This window comes from Cronobacter universalis NCTC 9529 (genome assembly GCF_001277175.1).
GTDB lineage: Bacteria > Pseudomonadota > Gammaproteobacteria > Enterobacterales > Enterobacteriaceae > Cronobacter > Cronobacter universalis.
The window spans coordinates 2,781,921-2,801,130 of sequence record NZ_CP012257.1; the positions used below are offsets into that span (position 1 = coordinate 2,781,921).

15 protein-coding genes are annotated in these 19,210 nt (G+C 57.7%); 2 read left to right on the forward strand and 13 right to left on the reverse strand.

The window, feature by feature from the left end; translation table 11 throughout:
* Nucleotides 1-88 precede the first annotated feature (88 nt).
* From wcaF to AFK65_RS12925, 9 genes are all read right to left on the reverse strand, one after another.
* Entirely contained in the window at nucleotides 89-637 is a 549-nt protein-coding gene (gene wcaF / locus AFK65_RS12885) for a colanic acid biosynthesis acetyltransferase WcaF (protein WP_007699455.1), read from the reverse strand.
* Nucleotides 638-659: 22 nt separating this feature from the next.
* Nucleotides 660-1,412: a colanic acid biosynthesis glycosyltransferase WcaE gene (gene wcaE, locus AFK65_RS12890; RefSeq protein WP_007699457.1), complete on the reverse strand. Its 753-nt coding sequence runs from the start codon at nucleotides 1,410-1,412 to the stop codon at nucleotides 660-662.
* 14 nt (nucleotides 1,413-1,426) lie between these two features.
* On the reverse strand, nucleotides 1,427-2,647 hold the full coding sequence (gene wcaD / locus AFK65_RS12895; RefSeq protein WP_007699464.1) for a colanic acid polymerase WcaD: 1,221 nt from the start codon (nucleotides 2,645-2,647) through the stop codon (nucleotides 1,427-1,429).
* Nucleotides 2,622-3,839, reverse strand: coding sequence for a colanic acid biosynthesis glycosyltransferase WcaC (gene wcaC, locus AFK65_RS12900; protein WP_038856785.1), 1,218 nt, complete (start codon nucleotides 3,837-3,839; stop codon nucleotides 2,622-2,624). The genes wcaD and wcaC overlap by 26 nt, the downstream gene beginning before the upstream one ends.
* Complete coding sequence (wcaB, locus tag AFK65_RS12905) at nucleotides 3,836-4,324, reverse strand: colanic acid biosynthesis acetyltransferase WcaB (protein WP_085959952.1); 489 nt, start codon at nucleotides 4,322-4,324, stop codon at nucleotides 3,836-3,838. The genes wcaC and wcaB overlap by 4 nt, the downstream gene beginning before the upstream one ends.
* 2 nt (nucleotides 4,325-4,326) lie before the next feature.
* Entirely contained in the window at nucleotides 4,327-5,172 is an 846-nt protein-coding gene (gene wcaA, locus AFK65_RS12910) for a colanic acid biosynthesis glycosyltransferase WcaA (protein WP_007699479.1), read from the reverse strand.
* A gap of 189 nt (nucleotides 5,173-5,361) precedes the next feature.
* Complete coding sequence (wzc, locus tag AFK65_RS12915) at nucleotides 5,362-7,524, reverse strand: tyrosine-protein kinase Wzc (protein WP_007699482.1); 2,163 nt, start codon at nucleotides 7,522-7,524, stop codon at nucleotides 5,362-5,364.
* Nucleotides 7,525-7,526: 2 nt separating this feature from the next.
* The gene (wzb, locus tag AFK65_RS12920) at nucleotides 7,527-7,970 is read right to left on the reverse strand and encodes a low molecular weight protein-tyrosine-phosphatase Wzb (RefSeq protein WP_038856783.1); all 444 of its coding nucleotides are present in this window, start codon (nucleotides 7,968-7,970) and stop codon (nucleotides 7,527-7,529) included.
* 5 nt (nucleotides 7,971-7,975) lie between these two features.
* Nucleotides 7,976-9,115: a polysaccharide export protein gene (locus AFK65_RS12925; protein ID WP_038856781.1), complete on the reverse strand. Its 1,140-nt coding sequence runs from the start codon at nucleotides 9,113-9,115 to the stop codon at nucleotides 7,976-7,978.
* 732 nt (nucleotides 9,116-9,847) lie between these two features.
* On the opposite strand from AFK65_RS12925, the gene AFK65_RS12930 reads away from it, so the two are divergent.
* Nucleotides 9,848-11,437, forward strand: a complete 1,590-nt coding sequence (locus AFK65_RS12930) for a TerC family protein (RefSeq protein ID WP_007699491.1) — start codon at nucleotides 9,848-9,850, stop codon at nucleotides 11,435-11,437.
* 48 nt (nucleotides 11,438-11,485) lie between these two features.
* Here AFK65_RS12930 and asmA read toward each other — a convergent pair whose 3' ends face one another.
* From asmA to udk, 3 genes are all read right to left on the reverse strand, one after another.
* Nucleotides 11,486-13,327, reverse strand: coding sequence for an outer membrane assembly protein AsmA (gene asmA / locus AFK65_RS12935; RefSeq protein WP_038856779.1), 1,842 nt, complete (start codon nucleotides 13,325-13,327; stop codon nucleotides 11,486-11,488).
* 30 nt (nucleotides 13,328-13,357) lie between these two features.
* Nucleotides 13,358-13,939 carry a dCTP deaminase gene (dcd, locus tag AFK65_RS12940; protein ID WP_007699522.1) on the reverse strand — a complete coding sequence of 194 codons (582 nt, stop codon included), beginning with the start codon at nucleotides 13,937-13,939 and terminating at the stop codon, nucleotides 13,358-13,360.
* A gap of 83 nt (nucleotides 13,940-14,022) precedes the next feature.
* Entirely contained in the window at nucleotides 14,023-14,664 is a 642-nt protein-coding gene (udk, locus tag AFK65_RS12945) for a uridine kinase (protein WP_004386755.1), read from the reverse strand.
* 300 nt (nucleotides 14,665-14,964) lie between these two features.
* Between udk and AFK65_RS12950 the strand changes: the two genes are divergently transcribed.
* Complete coding sequence (locus AFK65_RS12950) at nucleotides 14,965-18,354, forward strand: diguanylate cyclase (protein ID WP_081639379.1); 3,390 nt, start codon at nucleotides 14,965-14,967, stop codon at nucleotides 18,352-18,354.
* Here the strand turns inward: AFK65_RS12950 and alkA are convergent.
* On the reverse strand, nucleotides 18,344-19,192 hold the full coding sequence (gene alkA / locus AFK65_RS12955) for a DNA-3-methyladenine glycosylase 2 (protein WP_038856776.1): 849 nt from the start codon (nucleotides 19,190-19,192) through the stop codon (nucleotides 18,344-18,346). The two genes, AFK65_RS12950 and alkA, sit on opposite strands and share 11 nt — an antisense overlap.
* Nucleotides 19,193-19,210: the final 18 nt, after the last annotated feature.

Consider the following 19,210-nt stretch of genomic DNA (forward strand, 5'->3'; position numbering starts at 1 on the left):
GGCCGTTTGTTAATTCAGGGATCAGTGTCCTGCTCCCCTTTCCCAAACCCTCTCGGCTTGAGAGGGGAAATCGGTGTGGCGTGAAGCGTTACTCCCCTTCCACCCGGTCGCGAACGATCTGCGCCGGATTGCCACGACAAATCTTGTTCGGCGGCAGCGTCTTAAACACGCTGCTGCGCGCGCCGACCACCGTGCCTGCGCCGATGGTGACGCCCGGCGCGACAAACACATCCGTCGCAAGCCAGGCTTTCTCGCCAATCACAATCGGCTCGGCGGTAATATCAAAATGCGGGCTCATGTAGTCGTGGCTGCCGGTGCACAGGTAGCATTTCTGCGACACCACGGCGTTGGCGCCGATGGTGATATCCCCGAGCGTGTACAGCACCGCGTCATCCCCGACCCAGGCGTAATCGCCGATGGTTAATTTCCACGGGTAGGTAATTTGCACCGAAGGGCGAATCACCACGCCTTTGCCAATTCGCGCGCCAAATAACCGTAATAAAAAGGCGCGCCAGCGATATAATATTTGCGGAGACCAGGCAAACAGCGTCGCCTGAACCGCCCACCACAGTTGAACCTTAATAGGGTGCCCGCCCCGGAAGCCTTTCGGCACCGAGAATCCGCTTAAATCTTGCATATGCTTTCCTTATGGCCAGGCTTTATGCTTTGTTATACAGCGCCTTAGCTTTTCCGGTCGTACGCATGCGTAATAAATAAGAAAGTTCTGTTAATATTCCAGGAACCCGTAATATGTTGCGCTGAACTTTTTTAGCGTCCTGACATAATTCCAGATTATTCGAGGTTGACACGCCGCCCATTGAGAATTCTGACACCAGCCCTTTCAGCTTTTTAAAGCCGTAGCCGGATTTATACATTTTGGCGGTTAACGCGTAATCGGATGAGACTTTATATTGCAGATCGTAGGGGTACTTTTTAAGCCCGGAAACCGGGAAGAAAATGGCCTGATGGCTGGCCGGCAGGCTATGGTAAATATACCAGCCGCTTTTCGCGCTGCGGCGAATTTTATTGCCGTCGCCGAAATCGAGCAGCGCGTCGCCAATATACATCGCATTGTCATTTGCCGGCGCGGCGGCCAGCTGACGTGCGACATCAGCGACGGACGGGTGAAATACGTCGCCGGAATTCAGAAAAATCGCAAAGCGACCGTTGGCCATTTCAATGCCTTTATTCATCGCATCGTAAATGCCGTTGTCTTTTTCGCTGACGAAACGCAGGTTGTACTGACCGTTGAGATCTTCCAGGAACTGCGCGGTGCCGTCGTTAGAGCCGCCGTCCACCACAATCCATTCGAACTCGATCTCAGGGGCCTGCGCCAGGTGGGCCAGGGACTGCCAGGTCTTCACCACCCCTTCGTAATTGCGCCAGGCGACAGTAATTACACTTAAAAGCATCCGGGCCTACCTCATCAGGAATCAGTAATGTTTAACGCTTTACGCAGAATAAACGGACAAACAATTAAGAACGCATATTCCGGGCTAAAAATCGAACCGGTAAAAAACAGGGATACAGGTGTAAATAACCACAGCTGTACACGAAAATTCTGATTATTACCAAATGCGTTAATCATCATTTTCCCGACCCTGAACATATACCAGCCGGTGAGTAACACTGCGAACCATGAAAAATAAATGATTAGCAGGTAGAGCCCATTGTCTATTGTTTTTCCGACGTCCGCACCGTTAAAAATTCCGAATGATGCGACATATTCGTAAAGCGAACCAAAACGCACTACACCATCGATATTCGTCAGCGAATATCCCACCATCACCAGCGGGCCGATGATGCGATAATAGGATGACGAACCCTCTGTGCCTAAATCACCGATACGCTCTGCGATATACGGGAAGGCGAACACCACGCCCACGATAAAGACAGCCAGGGAAACAATTGCCAGCGGCAACTTTTTACGAATCGCGTTTTTATTAAGATACTGAAACGCCCACTCAAGCAAATAAAACAGGATAAATGTCATCACGCCCGAAAACGAACCGGATAAGACTATCCCTAAAAGAATCATACCATCGGTTTTTGGGGTTTTGATACCAAACTGTTTGATGCTGAGCCAAATTGAGATTAATGCCAGAGCGAAGAACGCCGGCTCGAAATACATCGCAGTGGTGCGCCTGCCGCCAAACTTAATGAAATTGAGCACATAGCTGTTACTGTAGATGAGGAACTTCGAGATAGTCTCCATCAGACTGCTGCCGCCAGAGAGAATAATCTGCATCATCTCCAGGGCCGCCAGCGTGACGATAAAGCCCACCACCAGGTAGAACAGCCGCAGAATTTTGCGGTAGTTACGCGGCGAGATGGTCTTGAAACGTATGCTCCACGTCATCCCGATGATGATAACCGTATACAGAAACAGCATCGTCGAGGTGACATATTTACTGGCGTCGAGCGATTTACCAAACAGATAGTTGAAGAGCGTCAGACCGGCGCCGATCCCCAGCGCGATCATCAGCTTCTTCAGGTTAATTTTATCGACGAACAGCAGCAGCAGCACCGGCAGGAAGGTCACAATCGTAATCGGGAAACTCTCGCCGAGCTGCGCCAGCTTAACGTTCACCACCAGATAGATGAACGGCAGCAGCAGATAGCTACAGATTCTGATAGAACGAGACATACTCCTCCAGCATCTGTTGGCCGCTGTACGCTTCCCGGCTGCGCGCCCGGAAGGCCTCAAGCGTGGTGTTGAAAACCGCTTCGGCGATCTGCGCCTTACCGCGCTGCGCCAGCAGCAACGCTTCACTCTCATCGACCGTTTTACCGCCCGATTTATTGAGCACTTCCTGCGCCGCCTCGCTGTGCGTGGCGATGACCGGCACGCCGATGGAGAGCGCTTCGCACAGAATCAGCGGGTAGTTATCGACGCGCGAGGTAAAGAGCAGCGCGTCCATCTGATTCAGCTCGTTCATCAGCTTACGTTTGTCGGTCAGAAAGCCGTGGTTGACCACGTTCGCGCCTTCAAACGGCGAAAACTTGCCGAAGGTGTGCACTTCCACTTTATCGCCGAGCGCCACCAGATCGCGCACCAGACGCTGATTGGTTTTGCCGTCGTAACGCAGATCGTGCGCCACCACCGCGATTTTCGGCGCGCCGGAGCCCGGCGGCATCAGCGGCAGTTCGGCGAGAATGGCTTCCGTCGCCACGTCGATGCCGTTGTTGATAATCTTGCAGCGCCCTGCCCCGTAGAGGCTGTTAAAGGCGTCGGCTACGTGCTGGCTTGGCGAAATAAAGTGGCAGCCGAGCGCCAGCATGTCGCGAAAGCGCTGGCGTTTGTTGTCGACCAGGCTGTGCGCGCGGTCGACTTTGACCGGCGGATAGTTATCCAGCGTCGGGCACTTCTGGCAGCCGGTTTTCCAGCCTTCGCAGCCGTCAAGAAAGGCGCAGCGACCGGTGACGCTCCAGTGATCGTGCAGCGTCCAGACGAAAGTGACGTCGCGCTTGTGCGCTTTCAGCTTCTGGCAGAACGCCACCACTTTATCGAGATTCAGCCAGTAGCTGTGCAGTACGTGAAAATGCAGCACCACCGGCCCGTCGGTGCGGGTCACGCGGCGGTAGAGGCTGTCGAGCGAGCCGAAGAGATCCTGGTTGACGAAACGGAACAGCGCGATATTGGCGATCGAGGTCAGTCGCGGCGTATGTTTTTCCACTTCCGGGAAATTGTCGTGACTGACGCTTTTTTTGCCGCCCTTGCCGTAGCCGTAAATAAAACGGGAGCGCATCCCTTTTTGCAGGGCGCGCTGGTGAAGATCCAGCGCCACGCCTGCCGCGCCGCCTTCTGCGAGGCGGACATTAAATTGTAATATGTTCATTTAATTACCTTCACCCGCGCTTTTTCGCCGACCACCAGCGCATTGTCCGGAATGCTGTCCAGCACCACGCTGCCTGCGCCTACCGTGACGTTATTGCCGATAGTGATATCCCCAATCATCACCACGTTCGCGCCGAGCTCCACGCCGTTGCCGATAACCGGACAGGCGAGATTGTCCGCGCCGCGGTTGCCGATGGTGACGCCGTGGCGAATGGTGAAATCATCGCCGGCCACCACGTTTTTATTAATAACGACGGCGTAGCCGTGGTGAATGGTGAAACGGCGGCCAATGGTGGCGGCGGCCTGAATTTCATACCCGAACACACATTCGGTAAAAAAGCGGTAGAGCAGCAGCACCGGCGCCGCCCACAGGTTGTTAAGCACGTTTTTTTTGCGCCACACCGAGCAGAAGTGCGCGATGCGATAGGCGACCACCATGCAGCAGGGGCGCAGGTTCCATGAATTCGCGCGCAGATCCTCAAGCAGCATTATTTCCCCCGCAGGCTGTCAGCCAGACGTTTGGTATTACGCACCGACAAAAGCGTCAGCAGCGTGCGCCAGTTCATGCGCTTATTACGGATCTGATAGAGCGTAAACAGCTGATACTTTTTGCTGGCGCGGTCGAATTTATCTTTGTGTTTACGGTAGAAGTGGAAATAACCGGCAAACTTTTTCGCCGATTTGGTTATCTGCATTTCGCCGTGGTTGATATGCAGAATTTGCGTCGCGTCTTCCACTTTCCACGGCTCGCCGTAGGTCACGACCATACGCAGGAACATGTCGTAGTCCTGCGCGGCGGCAAGTTCGTTATCAAACAGCGACTCTTTGAAGCGCCACGCCCAGGTGAACACCTGGTTGCCGACGATGTTGCGCTTAAAGAACAGCTTCAGCGACCACGGCGATTTCGGGTAGAGCGGCAGGCTGGTCGGCTGCGAGTAGACCTGGCCTTCGCACAGATAGTCGTTAGCGTAGAGAAACGCGTGCTGATTGAGCTTCTCTTTATGCGCCAGGAAGACCGACAGACGGTTCGGCATCCACTCGTCATCGTCGTCGATGCCGGTGATGAAATCGCCCTTCGCCTGCAGAATGGCCTGGTTGCGCACCGCGCACGCGCCGGAGTTAAAGTCGTTGCGCGTGTAGCTGACGCGCGGATCGTTAAGCGCCAGAACGAAGTTTTGCAGCTGCTCCCAGTTGCTGGAGCAGTCGTCGACAATGATAAGTTCCCAGTTGTCGTAGTCCTGGCGCAGCACGGAATTGATCGCCCGGATAGCCAGTTGCTGGCGGTTCCACGTCGGCATGTAAACAGACACTAAGGGGCGCGCGGTGCTGGTCATTGTGGTTTCTCCGAATGCTTAATGGATGTTATGCACGTTGCCGCAAGGGCGTAGCCGCGTAAGGCTGCGCCGTGTTCGTTGCCCTCACCCCCGCCCTCCTCCTCTGCCAAGAGGAAGAAAATAAGCCTGCCGTTGGGGGTTGCTTACCCTCCCGCAGGAAGCGGGAGGGCGGGGTGAGGAGAGACGCCGCTACTTGTGGTCCGATTTGTACTCGTACTCGTAGTAGCCGTAGTCCTGGTAGCCGGAAGCGCGACGGAAGATGGAGTTGAGGATAACGCCCTTCACCTGGATACCGTTCTGCTCGAAGCGGCTCAGACTGGTCTGCACTTCTTTGAGCGTGTTGACCGCATAGCGCGCGACCATCAGCGTGGTGCCGGCGTGGCGGCCGACGACGGCGGCATCGGTGACGGCCAGAATCGGCGGCGTATCGATAAGCACCATGTCGTAGTTCGCGCTCGCCCATTTCACCAGCTCCGAGAAGCGCTCGCTCATCAGCAGCTCTGACGGGTTCGGCGGCACCTGGCCGCGCGGCACGAGGTCGAAGCCCGGCACAGAGGTTTTCTGCGCGCAGCGGCTGATATCGCCCTGGCCTGCCAGCACATCGGAGAGCCCGTTAACGTTGGTGGTGCCGAGCAGCTCGTGGGTATAGCCCTTACGCATATCGCAGTCGATCAGCAGCACGCGTTTGTGGGTCTGACTGATGACCGCCGCCAGGTTGGCGCAGACAAACGTTTTACCGATAGACGGGCTCACACCGGTCAGCATCAGGACGTTGTTCGGCGCCTGCATCATGGCGAAGTGCAGACTGGTGCGCAGGCTGCGGATCGCCTCGATGGCGAGATCCGTCGGGTTGCCCACCGCCAGCAGCTGGCTCTGTTTAAAGCGTTTCACCCCTTTGACGGTCTTCACGCTGTCGCGCGATTTCTGCCACTCAGAGAGCGGGATGCTGGCGTAGACGTTGATACCCGCCTCTTCCAGCGCCAGCGGACTTTCGATACCGCGGTTAAACAGCGAACGCAGCAGCACAATCACGATAGAGAGCAGCAGGCCGAGAATAATGCTGCCGAGTACGATCAGCGCTTTTTTCGGCTTCACGACGCCCGGTTGCGTAATCGCCGGGTCGACGATGCGCACATCGCCCACCGTGCTCGCTTCGGTGATTTTCAGCTCCTGCTGTTTGTTCAGCAGTTGCATGTATACCTGCTGGCCCGATTCCACATCACGGGTCAGACGCACGATCTCCTGCTGGGTTTTCGGCATCGCGGTGACGCGGTTATTGAGCTTCGCCTTTTCATCTTCCAGCGCCTGGCGTTTTTCAAGCAGCGTGCGGTACGCCGGGTGCGCTTTGGTGTAGAGCTTGGAGATTTCCGCCTCTTTGAACGTCAGCTCATTAAGCTGAGCGTCAATGTTTACCATAGAGTCCAGCACCGCTTTGGCCTCCAGCGGCAGGTCGACAGAATCCTGCTGCTGGCGATACGCGTTGAGTTTGTTCTCAGCGACATCCAGATTCGCGCGTACTTCCGGAAGCTGTTTGGCGAGGAACGCCAGGCTTTTGGCCGCTTCTTCCGATTTACGCTCGATGTTCTGCTCAAGGTAGTTGCGGGTGATGCTGTTGAGAATATCGCGGATCTGATCGCGATCTTCGCCCATGTACGTGAGGCTCAGCACGCCGGTGTCTTTCCCCGTTTCGGTGACCGTCAGGTTATTTTGCAACTGATTGATCATGCCGAGCGTGGAGTATTTGGTGACGGTAAACTCGCTGCCTTCCTGCGCGTGAATTTCATTAACCATCATCTTCACGCCGCCTTTGCTCAGCGGTTGCCCCACTTCGCCGCGGGCGCTAAAACCGCCGCTGCTGGTGAGCTGATACTGTTTCGGGCCCAGCACCGTGACCGTAAACTCCTCTTCCGCCATGCCTTTCGGCAGGTCGAAGGTAGTGACTTTAATGGTCTCGTCGGCACGGCCCATCAGGCGCTCCCAGCCTGAACCAAACAGCGGGAACGTCTTTTTCTGCACGGCGATGTCGAGATCAAGATCGTCGACGGTTTTGCCAAGCACCAGACGGGACTGGATCAGCTGAATTTCCGCGTCCGACGCGGGCGGCTTGTTTTGCAGCGCCGTGCTGATGTCCTGCACCAGGGAGTTGCCCTGATTCTGCTCGATCTGCACCAGCGCGTCGGCGCTGTAGATGGGAGTGGCGAACATGACATAAATCAGCGCGCCCAGCGCGAACAGCGCCGTAATGCCAAGCACCCACCAGCGCGCTTCCACTACGGTGCCGACCAGGCGTCCGATATCTATCTCGTCGCCGCCCTCCACCGGGGCGGCAGAATGTCTCACTTTTTCAGTCATCGTTATCCCTGCTGCGTTTTCAGTGCCTGCGCCCACTGGCGGGCAGAGTGATCCAGAAGTCCATAAACCGCTTCAAAAGCGTCCCGGCTCTTGCGATACGGGTCGGGAATATCGCGCTGGTCGTCCCAGTGACCAAACAGCATCACTTTGCCGCGCATCTCCGGCGCCATATCGCAAATCGAGGCGACATGGCGCTTTTCCATGGCGAGGATTAAGTCATAGTCGCGGCACATGGCGCTGGTTATCTGGCGGGCCTCATGGCCCTCCAGAGAGAGGTCGTGTGCGGCCGCCACGCTCACGGCGCTGGCGTCCGCGCCCTTCCCGACCAGCGCGCCAAGCCCTGCGGACGCGACCGTCACATCCGGCAGGTATCGCTTAAGCAGCCGCTCCGCCGTGGGGGAACGGCAGATGTTCCCCACGCAAACCACAAGAATTTTGTTAAACATAGGCATTACCAGTTGTGTACGTCGCTTGCCGTATCCGTCATATAACGGACGCCACTGATGGTCGGCAGCAACTGGTTGATAAGACGGTTCCAGCGCGCCACCGGTGCGGTGGTGACATAGACCACGTCATACGGTTGCAGACGGAATTCCGTCGCCATAATGAGCGACGTCGCATCAGACATATCAAGCTGGTAAATGTTGGCGATCTTGCCGCCGCGCTGGTTGTCGCCGCGCAGAGGACGAATAACGAAGATGCCGCTCGCGTTGGAGGTCGTCAGATCGATGCCTTCGGCCTGGCCGAGCGCTTCGGTCAGCGTCATGCCGCTGAAGTCCATTTTGAGCGTGCTCTGTTTCTTCACTTCGCCCATCACGAAGACTTTCAGATCGTCATTACGTGGAACGAATAAGATGTCGCCCGGATAGAGCAGATGGTTCTGGCTCAAATCGCCATTTTGCATCAGCGCCTGTAGGGAGATGCGGCGCTCCTGGCCGTTATGGGTCAGTACGACGTTGCGCCAGTCGGCGGCGTCCGTCAGGCCGCCCGCGGCGTTGATGGCGTCCAGCACCGTCAGCGGCACGTTGGTGATGGCCTGCTGGCCGGATTTCGCCACCTGGCCTGAGATATAGGCTTTCTGCGAGCGGAATGCGGCGATATTAACGTCCACCTGCGGGTCAGCGATGTACTGCGCTAAACGGCCGGTAATATCACTGCGGATTTCGCCGAGCGTTTTGCCTGCGACATGGACCTTACCGATGTAGGGATAGAACATGCTGCCGTCCGGCTGCACCCAGTTGCCGGTGTCGCTGGAGCTGCGGTACTGGCCCGCAGGCGTGGTGAGTTCCGGGTGATCCCAGACGGTGACGTTCAGTACGTCGCCCGGCCCTACGCGATACTGGTAGTTGGCAATCTCCTGGTCGAGAGACATATTCGGCTGAGCCACATTCGGGCGAGGACGTAATTGTTCTACCAGTCGCGGCGTCAGCGGATATACGTTCACCATCCGGTCAAGATCAAAGTCTGCATCCTGTTGCTTGATCACATCCTTTCCCATCGTAGACATATTGCTGCCGGGAAAAACAGTGCAACCGCTCATCAAGGTTACAGACACCAATAAAGGCATCAATTTCAGTCTGGATTTCATCATTGAATTTTTATCACTTTGGCAGAGTAATTATTCTGACCCTTTAAATAAGCCACCGTACCGCTTGTTCCTGCATCAAGAATGCGGCGTCAGGCGCCAGAATATAACTGGAATCATTCCTAAAAGTCGCTTATTTACCCATATACTATTGACAGAATAATTGAGGCTAATTGACAGACTTCAGGCACGCTACCGCCCTTGGCTTTCAGTTACCAATCTACTGCAAAAACAGACGGTTATATTGACACACCCCTGTGAAGCCTCTTCCAATTGGATTTATCTTATTGCAAGAGACGGTTCATTACGCTGGCGCACTGCTCATCCAGAACGCACAAAGAAAAATCCTTGTGTGCCGGTGGGAATAAGAAATGCTGAGTGGATTGTTGCAGCTAAACTTTTGGCAGGCAAGTTAACGCACCGTTGCAAGGCTGTTTTTAAGAATAATATGAACAGCCCATTTTATTGCTTTTAGGATTTTCTTCATGTTGACAGGCAGGAGTGAATAAACTACGCGGACACTTTATTTAAGATATATCCGGGTAATATTATTATTTCATTCTTTTTCATTATGACCAGAATATGGCATCTGGCTATTTATTAGCATTAATTTGCCACTTTTGGTTAATTTCCAGCCACAGCTCATCGTTAAGATAATTCTGCCTCGCGTTGCAATTTAAGCGCGGTTTATCCAGGATCATCAGACTACTATTTATCTTAAAAGGTAACTGACCTCATATGGAATGGATTGCCGACCCCTCTATCTGGGCAGGTCTGGCCACGCTTATCGTGCTGGAGCTGGTGCTCGGAATCGACAACCTGGTGTTTATCGCCATCCTGGCTGAAAAACTCCCTCCCGCCCAGCGCGACCGCGCGCGCGTCACCGGCCTGATACTGGCGATGATCATGCGCCTCGGCCTGCTGGCGTCCGTCTCGTGGCTGGTGACCCTCACCACGCCGCTGTTAACCATTAAAAGCTTCAGCTTCAGCGCCCGCGATTTAATCATGCTGCTGGGCGGCCTGTTCCTGCTGTTTAAAGCCACGGTGGAGCTTAACGAGCGACTCGAAGGCAAAGACACGGAAAACCCGACGCAGCGGCGCGGCGCCCGTTTCTGGGCGGTAGTGGCGCAGATTGTCATCCTCGATGCGGTGTTTTCGCTCGATTCGGTGATCACCGCGGTGGGCATGGTGGATCACCTGGCGGTCATGATGGCCGCGGTGATTATCGCCGTCTCTCTGATGCTGCTGGCGAGCAAGGCGCTGACGCGCTTTGTGAATAATCACCCGACAATCGTCATTCTCTGCCTCAGCTTCCTGCTGATGATTGGCTTTAGCCTGATTGCCGACGGCTTCGGCTTCCATATTCCGAAAGGCTATCTCTACGCGGCGATTGGCTTTTCCATTATTATCGAGGCGCTCAACCAGCTCGCGATTTTCAACCGCCGCCGTTTTCTCTCCACCGCCAACCAGACGCTGCGCCAGCGCACCACCGAGGCCGTAATGCGGCTTATCAGCGGCAAGAAAGAAGACGCCGATCTCGACCCGCAGACGGCGTCGCTTATTGCCGATTACAACAACCATCCGCTGTTTAACCGTCAGGAGCAGCTGATGATTGAACGCGTGCTGAACCTTAACCAGCGTACCGTCAGCAGCATCATGACCTCCCGTCACGACGTCGAGCATATCGACATCAACGCCCCCGAGGCGCAGGTGCGCGCGCTGCTGGAGCGCAATCAGCACACCCGCGTGGTGATCCGCAGCGACGAGGAAGAGGACGATCTGCTCGGCGTGGTGCACATTATCGATCTGCTGCAACAGTCGCTGCGCGGCGAACCGCTCGACCTGCGCGCGCTGGTGCGCCAGCCGCTGGTGTTCCCGGAAGGGCTGCCGCTGCTGAAAGCGCTGGAGCAGTTCCGCAACGCCCGCACCCACTTCGCGTTTGTGGTCGATGAATTCGGTTCGGTGGAGGGCGTGGTGACGCTGAGCGACGTGATGGAAACCATCGCCGGTAATCTGCCGAACGAAGTGGAAGAGATTGACGCGCGCCACGATATCCAGAAAAACGCCGACGGCAGCTGGACCGCCAACGGCCATATGCCGCTGGAAGATTTGGTGCAATATGTGCCGCTGCCGCTCGATGACAAACGCGAATATCACACGCTCGCCGGGCTGATGATGGAGTATCTGCAACACATTCCGGGCGTGGGCGAAACGCTCCAGGTGGGGCATTACCAGCTTAAAACGCTGGAGGTGGAACACCATCGCATCCAGAAGGTGCAGATAACCTCCCAGGCCGTGACTCAGGAAACGCCGACCGACGCGGCGTAGCGACATAAAAAAAGCGGCCGCCAGGGCCGCTTTTTTGTGCGCGATCGCTTAAAGCTTATCGAGCAGTTTTTTTACGTCCTTCGCGTCACTGCTGTCTTTGTGGCGCTCGCTCCAGTCGCTCAGCCGGCGCTTCGCTTCATCCTGTAAATGCTTACGCAGCAGCTGATCGACCTGCAGATTGTAGTTAAGCGCGTTCCACGGGCCATAAACCCGCAGCGGCACCGGCGTTGCCTGCAGCCACTGCACCAGTTTGTCGTCGCCTTTCCAGCCGTTGGTGACCTGCACCTTAAAGCGGGTATCACACTGTTCGCGCACCAGATCGAGCGTCCCTTCGCCGCGTAAGACCAGCAGTGAAGACTGCCCCTGCATCTCGTCAAGCGCCAGCTCGCCGTGATCCAGCGTCGCGTGCGTGGTGAAACTGTCGAGCGTGGTGGCGTTGTCGAAATCTTCACGCGCGCTCACGCCGCCGCCGCTGCGCTCCACGGCCTGCTGGATCAGCTGCTGGAAGTTCAGCCCTTCCATACGGCTGCCTTTAAGGGCGAGCGCCGCTTCGCCCTCCCAGTTTTCACGGAACGCCCGGGCGTCGATGCGATCGCCCTGGAACGTACCGTTAACGCTCATTTTACCGGTCAGCGCGATAGGGTAATTAAAGGCGCGCAGGATGTCGCCCACTTCAATCTCTTTCGCGTTAACCGTAAAGCGTGCTTCCGGCACATCATCGCGCGCATCAAGCGTTCCCGGCAGCGACAGCTCCCCCGCGCCGAGTTTGCCGTTAAGCGCGGTCAGCGTCAGCAGCCCCGCCTGATTGCGCATCTGCGCGTTGACGTCGCTGAAGGTCAACCCGCGCCAGCGCACGCTGTCGGCCTGAATACGGGCGCTGGCGTTAAAACCGCGTAGCCCCATGTAGGGCGCCTCGTCAACTTCAGCGGCGATCACCGGGCGCGGCAGCGCGCTCTGCTGGCCCTGCTGGGCGACGGCGGTGGTGGTCGCCGGATCCGGCGCGAGCAGTTTTTCGAGATCCAGCGCGCTGAAATGCAGATCGAGATCCCAGGCGGGTCTGTCGCCGAGCGTCACGCTTCCCTGCCCGGCAAGCTGGCTGTCGTTGGCTTTAAGGTTGAGCGCGCTGAACGCCAGCCGCTTGTCGCCCTCAAACCAGCGGGCCTGGAACGTGCCCTCGCCTGTGATGCCGTCGCGGGGAAGATCGGCGCCGTGCAGTTGCCAGGAGAGCTGCGACACCGTGGCGCTCAGGGTTTGCGGATAGTCGGCGGCGTTCAGCGCGGCGGTGAGCGAGAGGGTGAGATCGCGCTGATCGCGGCTCACTTTGCCGCTCAGCTCAAGCTGCGCGTCGTGGCGCTCGTTCTGCTCCATTTGCAGATTGATGTTGCGAACGGTGACCTGTTCATCATCTTTATGCTGGAACACCAGCACGCTGTCGGCCACTTTAAGACGGGCGATATCAAACGACCAGCCGCGCGAATCTTCCACCGGCGGCGCGCTGTTTTTCGGCCCGACCGGCGCGCCCGGTTCGTGGCGCGCTTCGCTCTGCGGCGTAAGCTGCACCACCGCGCCTTTCAGCATCACCTGACGCACAGAGAGCTGGTGCGAGAGCAGCGGAAACAGCGCCACGTCGAGACGCATGTTATCGGCGCTCACCAGCGGCTGGCTGGCGCCGGGCGCGGTGAGGCTCATCCGGCCCGAGAGAATGCTGAGCTGCGGCCAGACGTGCCAGCGCAGCGGGCCATCCAGCTTCAGCTGATACCCGCTGCGCCGCTCGACCTGGCTTATCATGTAACTGCGAAAATCGTTGGGATTTACCAGCATCACCAGCGCGGAGAGACCGGCGAAAAACACCACCAGTAAGATCATCAGCGTGGTCAGAACTCGTCTCATGGCATCCTCTGCAGACCGGCCCGCAGGCGCTTAGTCTTTGTCTATACGGCTGGCGACAGCGCCCTGCTGATCGCGGTATTTCGCATCCTGACGGCGGTTGTATGGTCGCTCCGCCGGGCCGGAAAGCGGCTCGAAGCTCAGCGCGCCAATCAACATGCCAGGGCGCAACGCCAGGGGCAACTTACCTGAATTATAGAACTCCAGCACAATACAGCCCTGCCAGCCCGGATCGATACGGTGCGCGGTGACGTGCACCATCAGCCCGAGCCGCGCCAGCGACGAACGGCCGTCGAGCCAGCCCACCAGATCCGCCGGCAGCGTGACGGACTCATAGGTCACCGCCAGCGCCAGCTCGCCAGGATGGAGATAAAACGCTTCGCCGTCGTTCAGCACGATTTCATCGCTCATGACGCGATCGAGCGCCGCGCTCACTTCATCTTTCGGGCCGCTTAAATCGATAAACGCGGCGGTATGGCCGCGGAAGGTGCGGAATTTATTGCCAAGACGCACATCCACCGTGGCGCCGTTAATGCGCTCCACCGGCGGACGCGGGGTAATCGCCAGTCGGCCTTCATCCAGCCAGGCTTCAATATCTCGGTCACAAAGACGCATTACACTCTCCTGATGTGTTCAGGCTTCCGGCAAACGCCGAAAGCCTGAGGGTAACTTCCGGAACGGTACACGCAAAACGCAGCTTATTCAAAGAACTGGCTGATTTTCGCCTTGAGAATATCGATAGCGATGCGGTTCTTGCCTCCGCGCGGCACGATGATGTCGGCGTACTGCTTGGAAGGATCGATAAATTGCAGGAACATCGGGCGCACCGTTTTCTGGTACTGCGTCATCACAGAATCCATAGAGCGGCCGCGCTCGTTGACGTCACGCTTAATGCGGCGCATCAGGCAGATATCCAGCGGGGTATCGACGAAAATTGAGAAATTCATCTCTTCGCGCAAACGCGCGTCGGTGAGCAGCAGGATCCCTTCCAGAATAATCACCTTTTTCGGTTCGATATGTACCGTCTGCGCGGTACGGGTATGCTCCACGTAGCTGTAAACCGGCAGCTCGATGGGTTTACCTGCTTTCAGCATTTGCAGGTGTTGAAACAGCAGGTTGTGATCCATCGCGTTCGGATGGTCATAGTTGGTTTTAACCCGCTCCTCCATGGACAGATGACTTTGATCCTTGTAATAGCTGTCTTCCGGAATAACACCAATGTGTTCATCACCGACCTGCTCACGCAGCTCCCGATAGAGGGTACTTGCGATAAGGCTTTTACCTGAAGCCGATGCGCCGGCGATGCCGATGATGACGCATTGATGGGACTTGTCAGTCATAAATTAGCGACCTGGTTTACATAATAAAGAGAAAAGGAAGGGTGACGCCGTCGCGCCAGACGCGGCAATTATAGGGATTTCACGAAATTGATACCAGTCGATGCTGCAATCGTGAGAATAAGTGCGCAAATTCTGTCGCGCATGGCAGCCGAAAAGCGGTGTTTTTCGCCGTGGAAACAGGCAGTAAGCGAGGCCCAGGCGCTCCGGCGCGCTTTTTATTATTCACCGCAGTTAATTTATGAGCAGACGCCATAGGAATTGTAAATTGTTTGTACTAGCATAACCGAAACATTTTTCCTGATGCGTCCGGGTATTGCACCTGACGGCAATGCCTATGCGGATTATGTGGTAATGATTAAAAAAAAGAACAAGCAGGAGCTGGCGGCCACGCCGCATCCTCTGCTGCGCTTAGTAAGCCTTGGCTTACTGACCTACATTTTTACGCTCTTTTCGCTTGAGCTGACGCTATTCGACACGCTGCTGGCCCCGCTGTGGTTCCCGACCTCCATTATGATGGTGGCGTTCTTTCGCCACGCCCTGCGCCTGTGGGTGCCGATTGCGCTGGTCTGCGGCGCGGGCACGGTGCTCGCTACCCTGACGCTGTTCCCGCCCGCGCATCTTGAGCTCTCTTATACCGCGATAAACATTATCGAAGCGCTGGTAGGCGCCATACTGCTGCGCAAACTGCTGCCCTGGTACAACCCGCTTAAAAACCTCAATAACTGGATGCGGCTGGCGTTCGCCAGCGCCGTGGTGCCGCCGCTGGTGGGCGGTTTTTTACTGGTGGCCATCAGCGATGGTCACGTCACGCTGCGCCTGGCGCTGGTGTGGATCTTATCGGAAACCATCGGCGCGCTGGCGCTGGTGCCGCTCGGGCTGCTGTTTAAAGCGCGCTACCTGCTGCGTCACCGCAGCCCGCGCCTGCTGGCCGAAAGCCTGGCGACGCTCTGCGTCACGCTGCTGTGCAGCTGGCTGGCGCTGCATTATATGCCGTGGCCGTTCACGTTCGTGATTGTGCTGCTGATGTGGAGCGCCATCCGCCTGCCGCGGCTGGAGGCGTTCACGGTCTTTCTCGCCACCGTCATGATGGTCTCTTTCGTTATCGCCACTAACCCGACGCTGCTCGATTTGCCGCACGAAGGCGTGGTGGTCAATGCGCCCTGGCTGCCCTTTTTGATGATTCTGCTGCCCGCTAACGTCATGACGATGGTGATGTACGCCTCCAGGGAAGAGCGCAAGCTCATCACCGAGAGCGAAACGCGTTTTCGCAACGCGATGGAATATTCCGCCATCGGCATGGCGCTGGTTTCGACAGAAGGCGGCTTTTTGCAGGTTAACAAAGCGCTCTGTACGTTTCTCGGGTATACGCCCGAGCAGCTCGCGAATATGAGCTTCCAGCAATTGACCTACCCGGAAGATCTGCATGCCGATATGGCGCAGGTCGAGAAGCTGTTGAACGGCGAGATGAATAACTACTCGATGGAGAAGCGCTACTACACCCGCGCGGGCGACGTGGTATGGGCGCTGCTGGCGGTTTCTATCGTGCGCCAGCGCGACGGCTCGCCGCTCTATTTTATCGCCCAGGTGGAAGATATTACCGAACTCAAGCGCACCGAGTGGGTGAACAAACGCCTGATGGAGCGTATTACGCTCGCCAACGAAGCGGGCGGCATCGGCATCTGGGAGTGGGAGCTCGGCACCGACGTGCTCGCCTGGGATCAGCGCATGTTTGAGCTTTATGAAGTGCCGCCGCACACGCGCCCGACCTACCAGCTCTGGAAATCGCGGCTGCTGAAAGAAGATGTCGCCCAGGCGGAAGCCACCATCCAGGAGGCGCTGCGCGCGCGCGTGCCGTTTAAGATGGAGTATCGCATTCAGGTGAAAAACGGCGTGCGCCACATCCGCGCGCTGGCCAACCGCGTGCTGAATAAACAGGGCGAAGTGGAGCGACTGCTCGGCGTGAATATGGACATGACCGAGGTGAAACAGCTCAACGAGGCGCTGTTCCAGGAGAAAGAGCGGCTGCATATCACGCTCGATTCCATCGGCGAGGCGGTGATCTGTACCGATATCGATATGAACGTCACCTTTATGAACCCGGTCGCCGAGAAGATGAGCGGCTGGCGCCAGGAAGAGGCGATCGGCCAGCCGGTACTGGGCATTTTACGTATCACGTTCGGCGATAACGGCCCTTTGCTCGACAATATTCACAGCGGCGAAGCCACACACCCCGGCACCGGAATTGAACAGGACGTGGTGCTGCACTGCCGCAACGGCGGCAATTACGACATTCATTACACCATTACGCCGCTCAGTACGCTGGAAGGGGAAAATATCGGCTCCGTGCTGGTTATCCATGACGTTACCGAATCACGTAAAATGCTGCGCCAGCTGAGCTACAGCGCCTCGCATGACGCGCTTACCCATCTCGCCAACCGCGTGAGCTTCGAAACGCACCTTAAGCGTCTGCTGCAAAGCGTCAGCGAAACCCATCAGCGTCACGCGCTGGTCTATATCGATCTCGACCGTTTTAAAGCGGTAAACGATACCGCCGGGCATGCGGCGGGCGACGCGCTGCTGCGCGAACTCGCCTCGCTGATGCTCGGTATGCTGCGCACCACCGACGTGCTGGCGCGTCTCGGCGGCGATGAGTTCGGCCTGCTGCTGCCGGATTGCAGCCTGGAGAACGCCCGCACCATCTGCGAGCGCATCGTGGCGGCCATCAACGAATATCCGTTTGTCTGGGAGAGCCGCCTGCACCGCATCGGCGCCAGCGCGGGGATTACGATAATCGAAGCGTCCAATAACCAGGCGCAGGAAGTGATGTCGCAGGCGGATATCGCCTGTTACACCTCGAAGAACGCCGGACGCGGCGTGGTGACGGTCTACGAGCCGCACCAGCAGCAGCTCCATCACGGCCGCGGCACGCTGACCGCCCAGGAGCAGCAGCGCATGATAAGCGAACACCATCATGTTCTGATGGTGCGTCCGGTCGCCTCGCCGCGCGTGCCGGAAAGCGCCAGCTTCTGGCTGCTGTCGCTGCGTCTGTGGACCAGCGAAGGCGAGATGATAGAAGAGCACAGCTTCCGCGCGGGGCTTAACGATCCTGAGCTGATGCAGGCGCTGGACACCCGCATGCTGACCGATTTCTTCCGGGATCACGCCGCGAATGTAGCGCGCAAAGGCGTCGGCGTGGCGTTAACCCTCTCCGGCGCGACACTGTTAAACGCGCAGCGCCTCGACGCGCTGCTGGCGCAGCTCGCCGAAAGCCCGCTGCCGCCGCGCCTGCTGCATCTGATGATTAACAGCGAGGTGCTGATGCAGGATGCCGCGACGGCGCGCCGCCATCTGGCGCGCCTGCGTGAAGCGGGCTGCCGGGTCGTGCTGAGCCATATCGGCCGCGAGCTGGAAGTGTTTGAGCACATCTCTGCCGCCTGCGCCGATTACATTATGGTGGCAAGCGATCTGGTGACCGACGCCCATGCGAGCCTGATGGACGAAATGCTGCTGACGATTGTGATGGGCAACGCGCGCCGCCTCGGCCTGCAAACCATCGCCGGCCCTGCCGACCAGCAGTCGTTGCTGGAAACGCTCGCCAGCGTCGGCATCGATCTGATTTACGGCGAAACCGTATCCCAGACCCAGGCGCTCACCGCCCGCCTGGCCACCAGCTACTTCGCTATTCACTAAGCGGCGTCTGCCAGTCCTGGGCATACCAGACGTGCAGGAGCGCGTAGGTGCGCCACGGCTGCCAGCGCGCGGCATAGCGGCGGATTTGCGCGGGCGTCATCGGCGCGAAACGCTGCTTAATCAGATAGTCGTCAGGCAGAAAGATATCCGGCGCCTGCCAGCCGCGCATCGCGAAATAGTTCGCCGTCCAGGGGCCGATGCCAGGCAGTTGCGTCAGCGCTTTCACGCCCGCCGCCACATCCTCCGGGCAGGTGAGCGGAAAGCGCCCGGCCAGATGTTCACGGGCGAGCTGAATAAGCGCCCCGGCGCGCATCAGCGGCATCCCGAGCGCTTTCAGCGTCGCAGGATCGGCGCGCGCCATCTCCTCAGGCGTCGGGAAGCGCCAGCCCGTTCCATCCTCAAGCGGCGCGCCCACCGCCTGCACCACTTTGCCGGTCAGCTTCGCCGCCATCGCCACGCTCACCAGCTGCCCGAGAATCGCGCGCACGCCCTGCTCAAATACGTCTACCGAACCCGGCAGCCGCAATCCTGGTCTGTCGGCGGCAAGCGGCCCGAGCGTCTCCAGCATCGGCGTCGGGTCGAAATCCAGATCGAACAGCCGCGCCACGCGCGCCTGCACCGCTTCCGCCACTGGCAGCAGGCCATCGCTCATCTCAAGCGTCACCGTTGCGCGCTCCGGGTGCGGCGTAACGCAAAACCAGCCCTGATGCTCGCCTATAGCCAGCGTGCGCCGGTAGCGGCTTTCGCTCACCTCTTCAATGCCCGTTACGGCGCGGTCGCTGAGAAAACGTAACATCCACGGCCAGTCGTAAGGCGGCTGATAGCGAAGCGTAAACATGGCGTCTCCTTTGTTGAT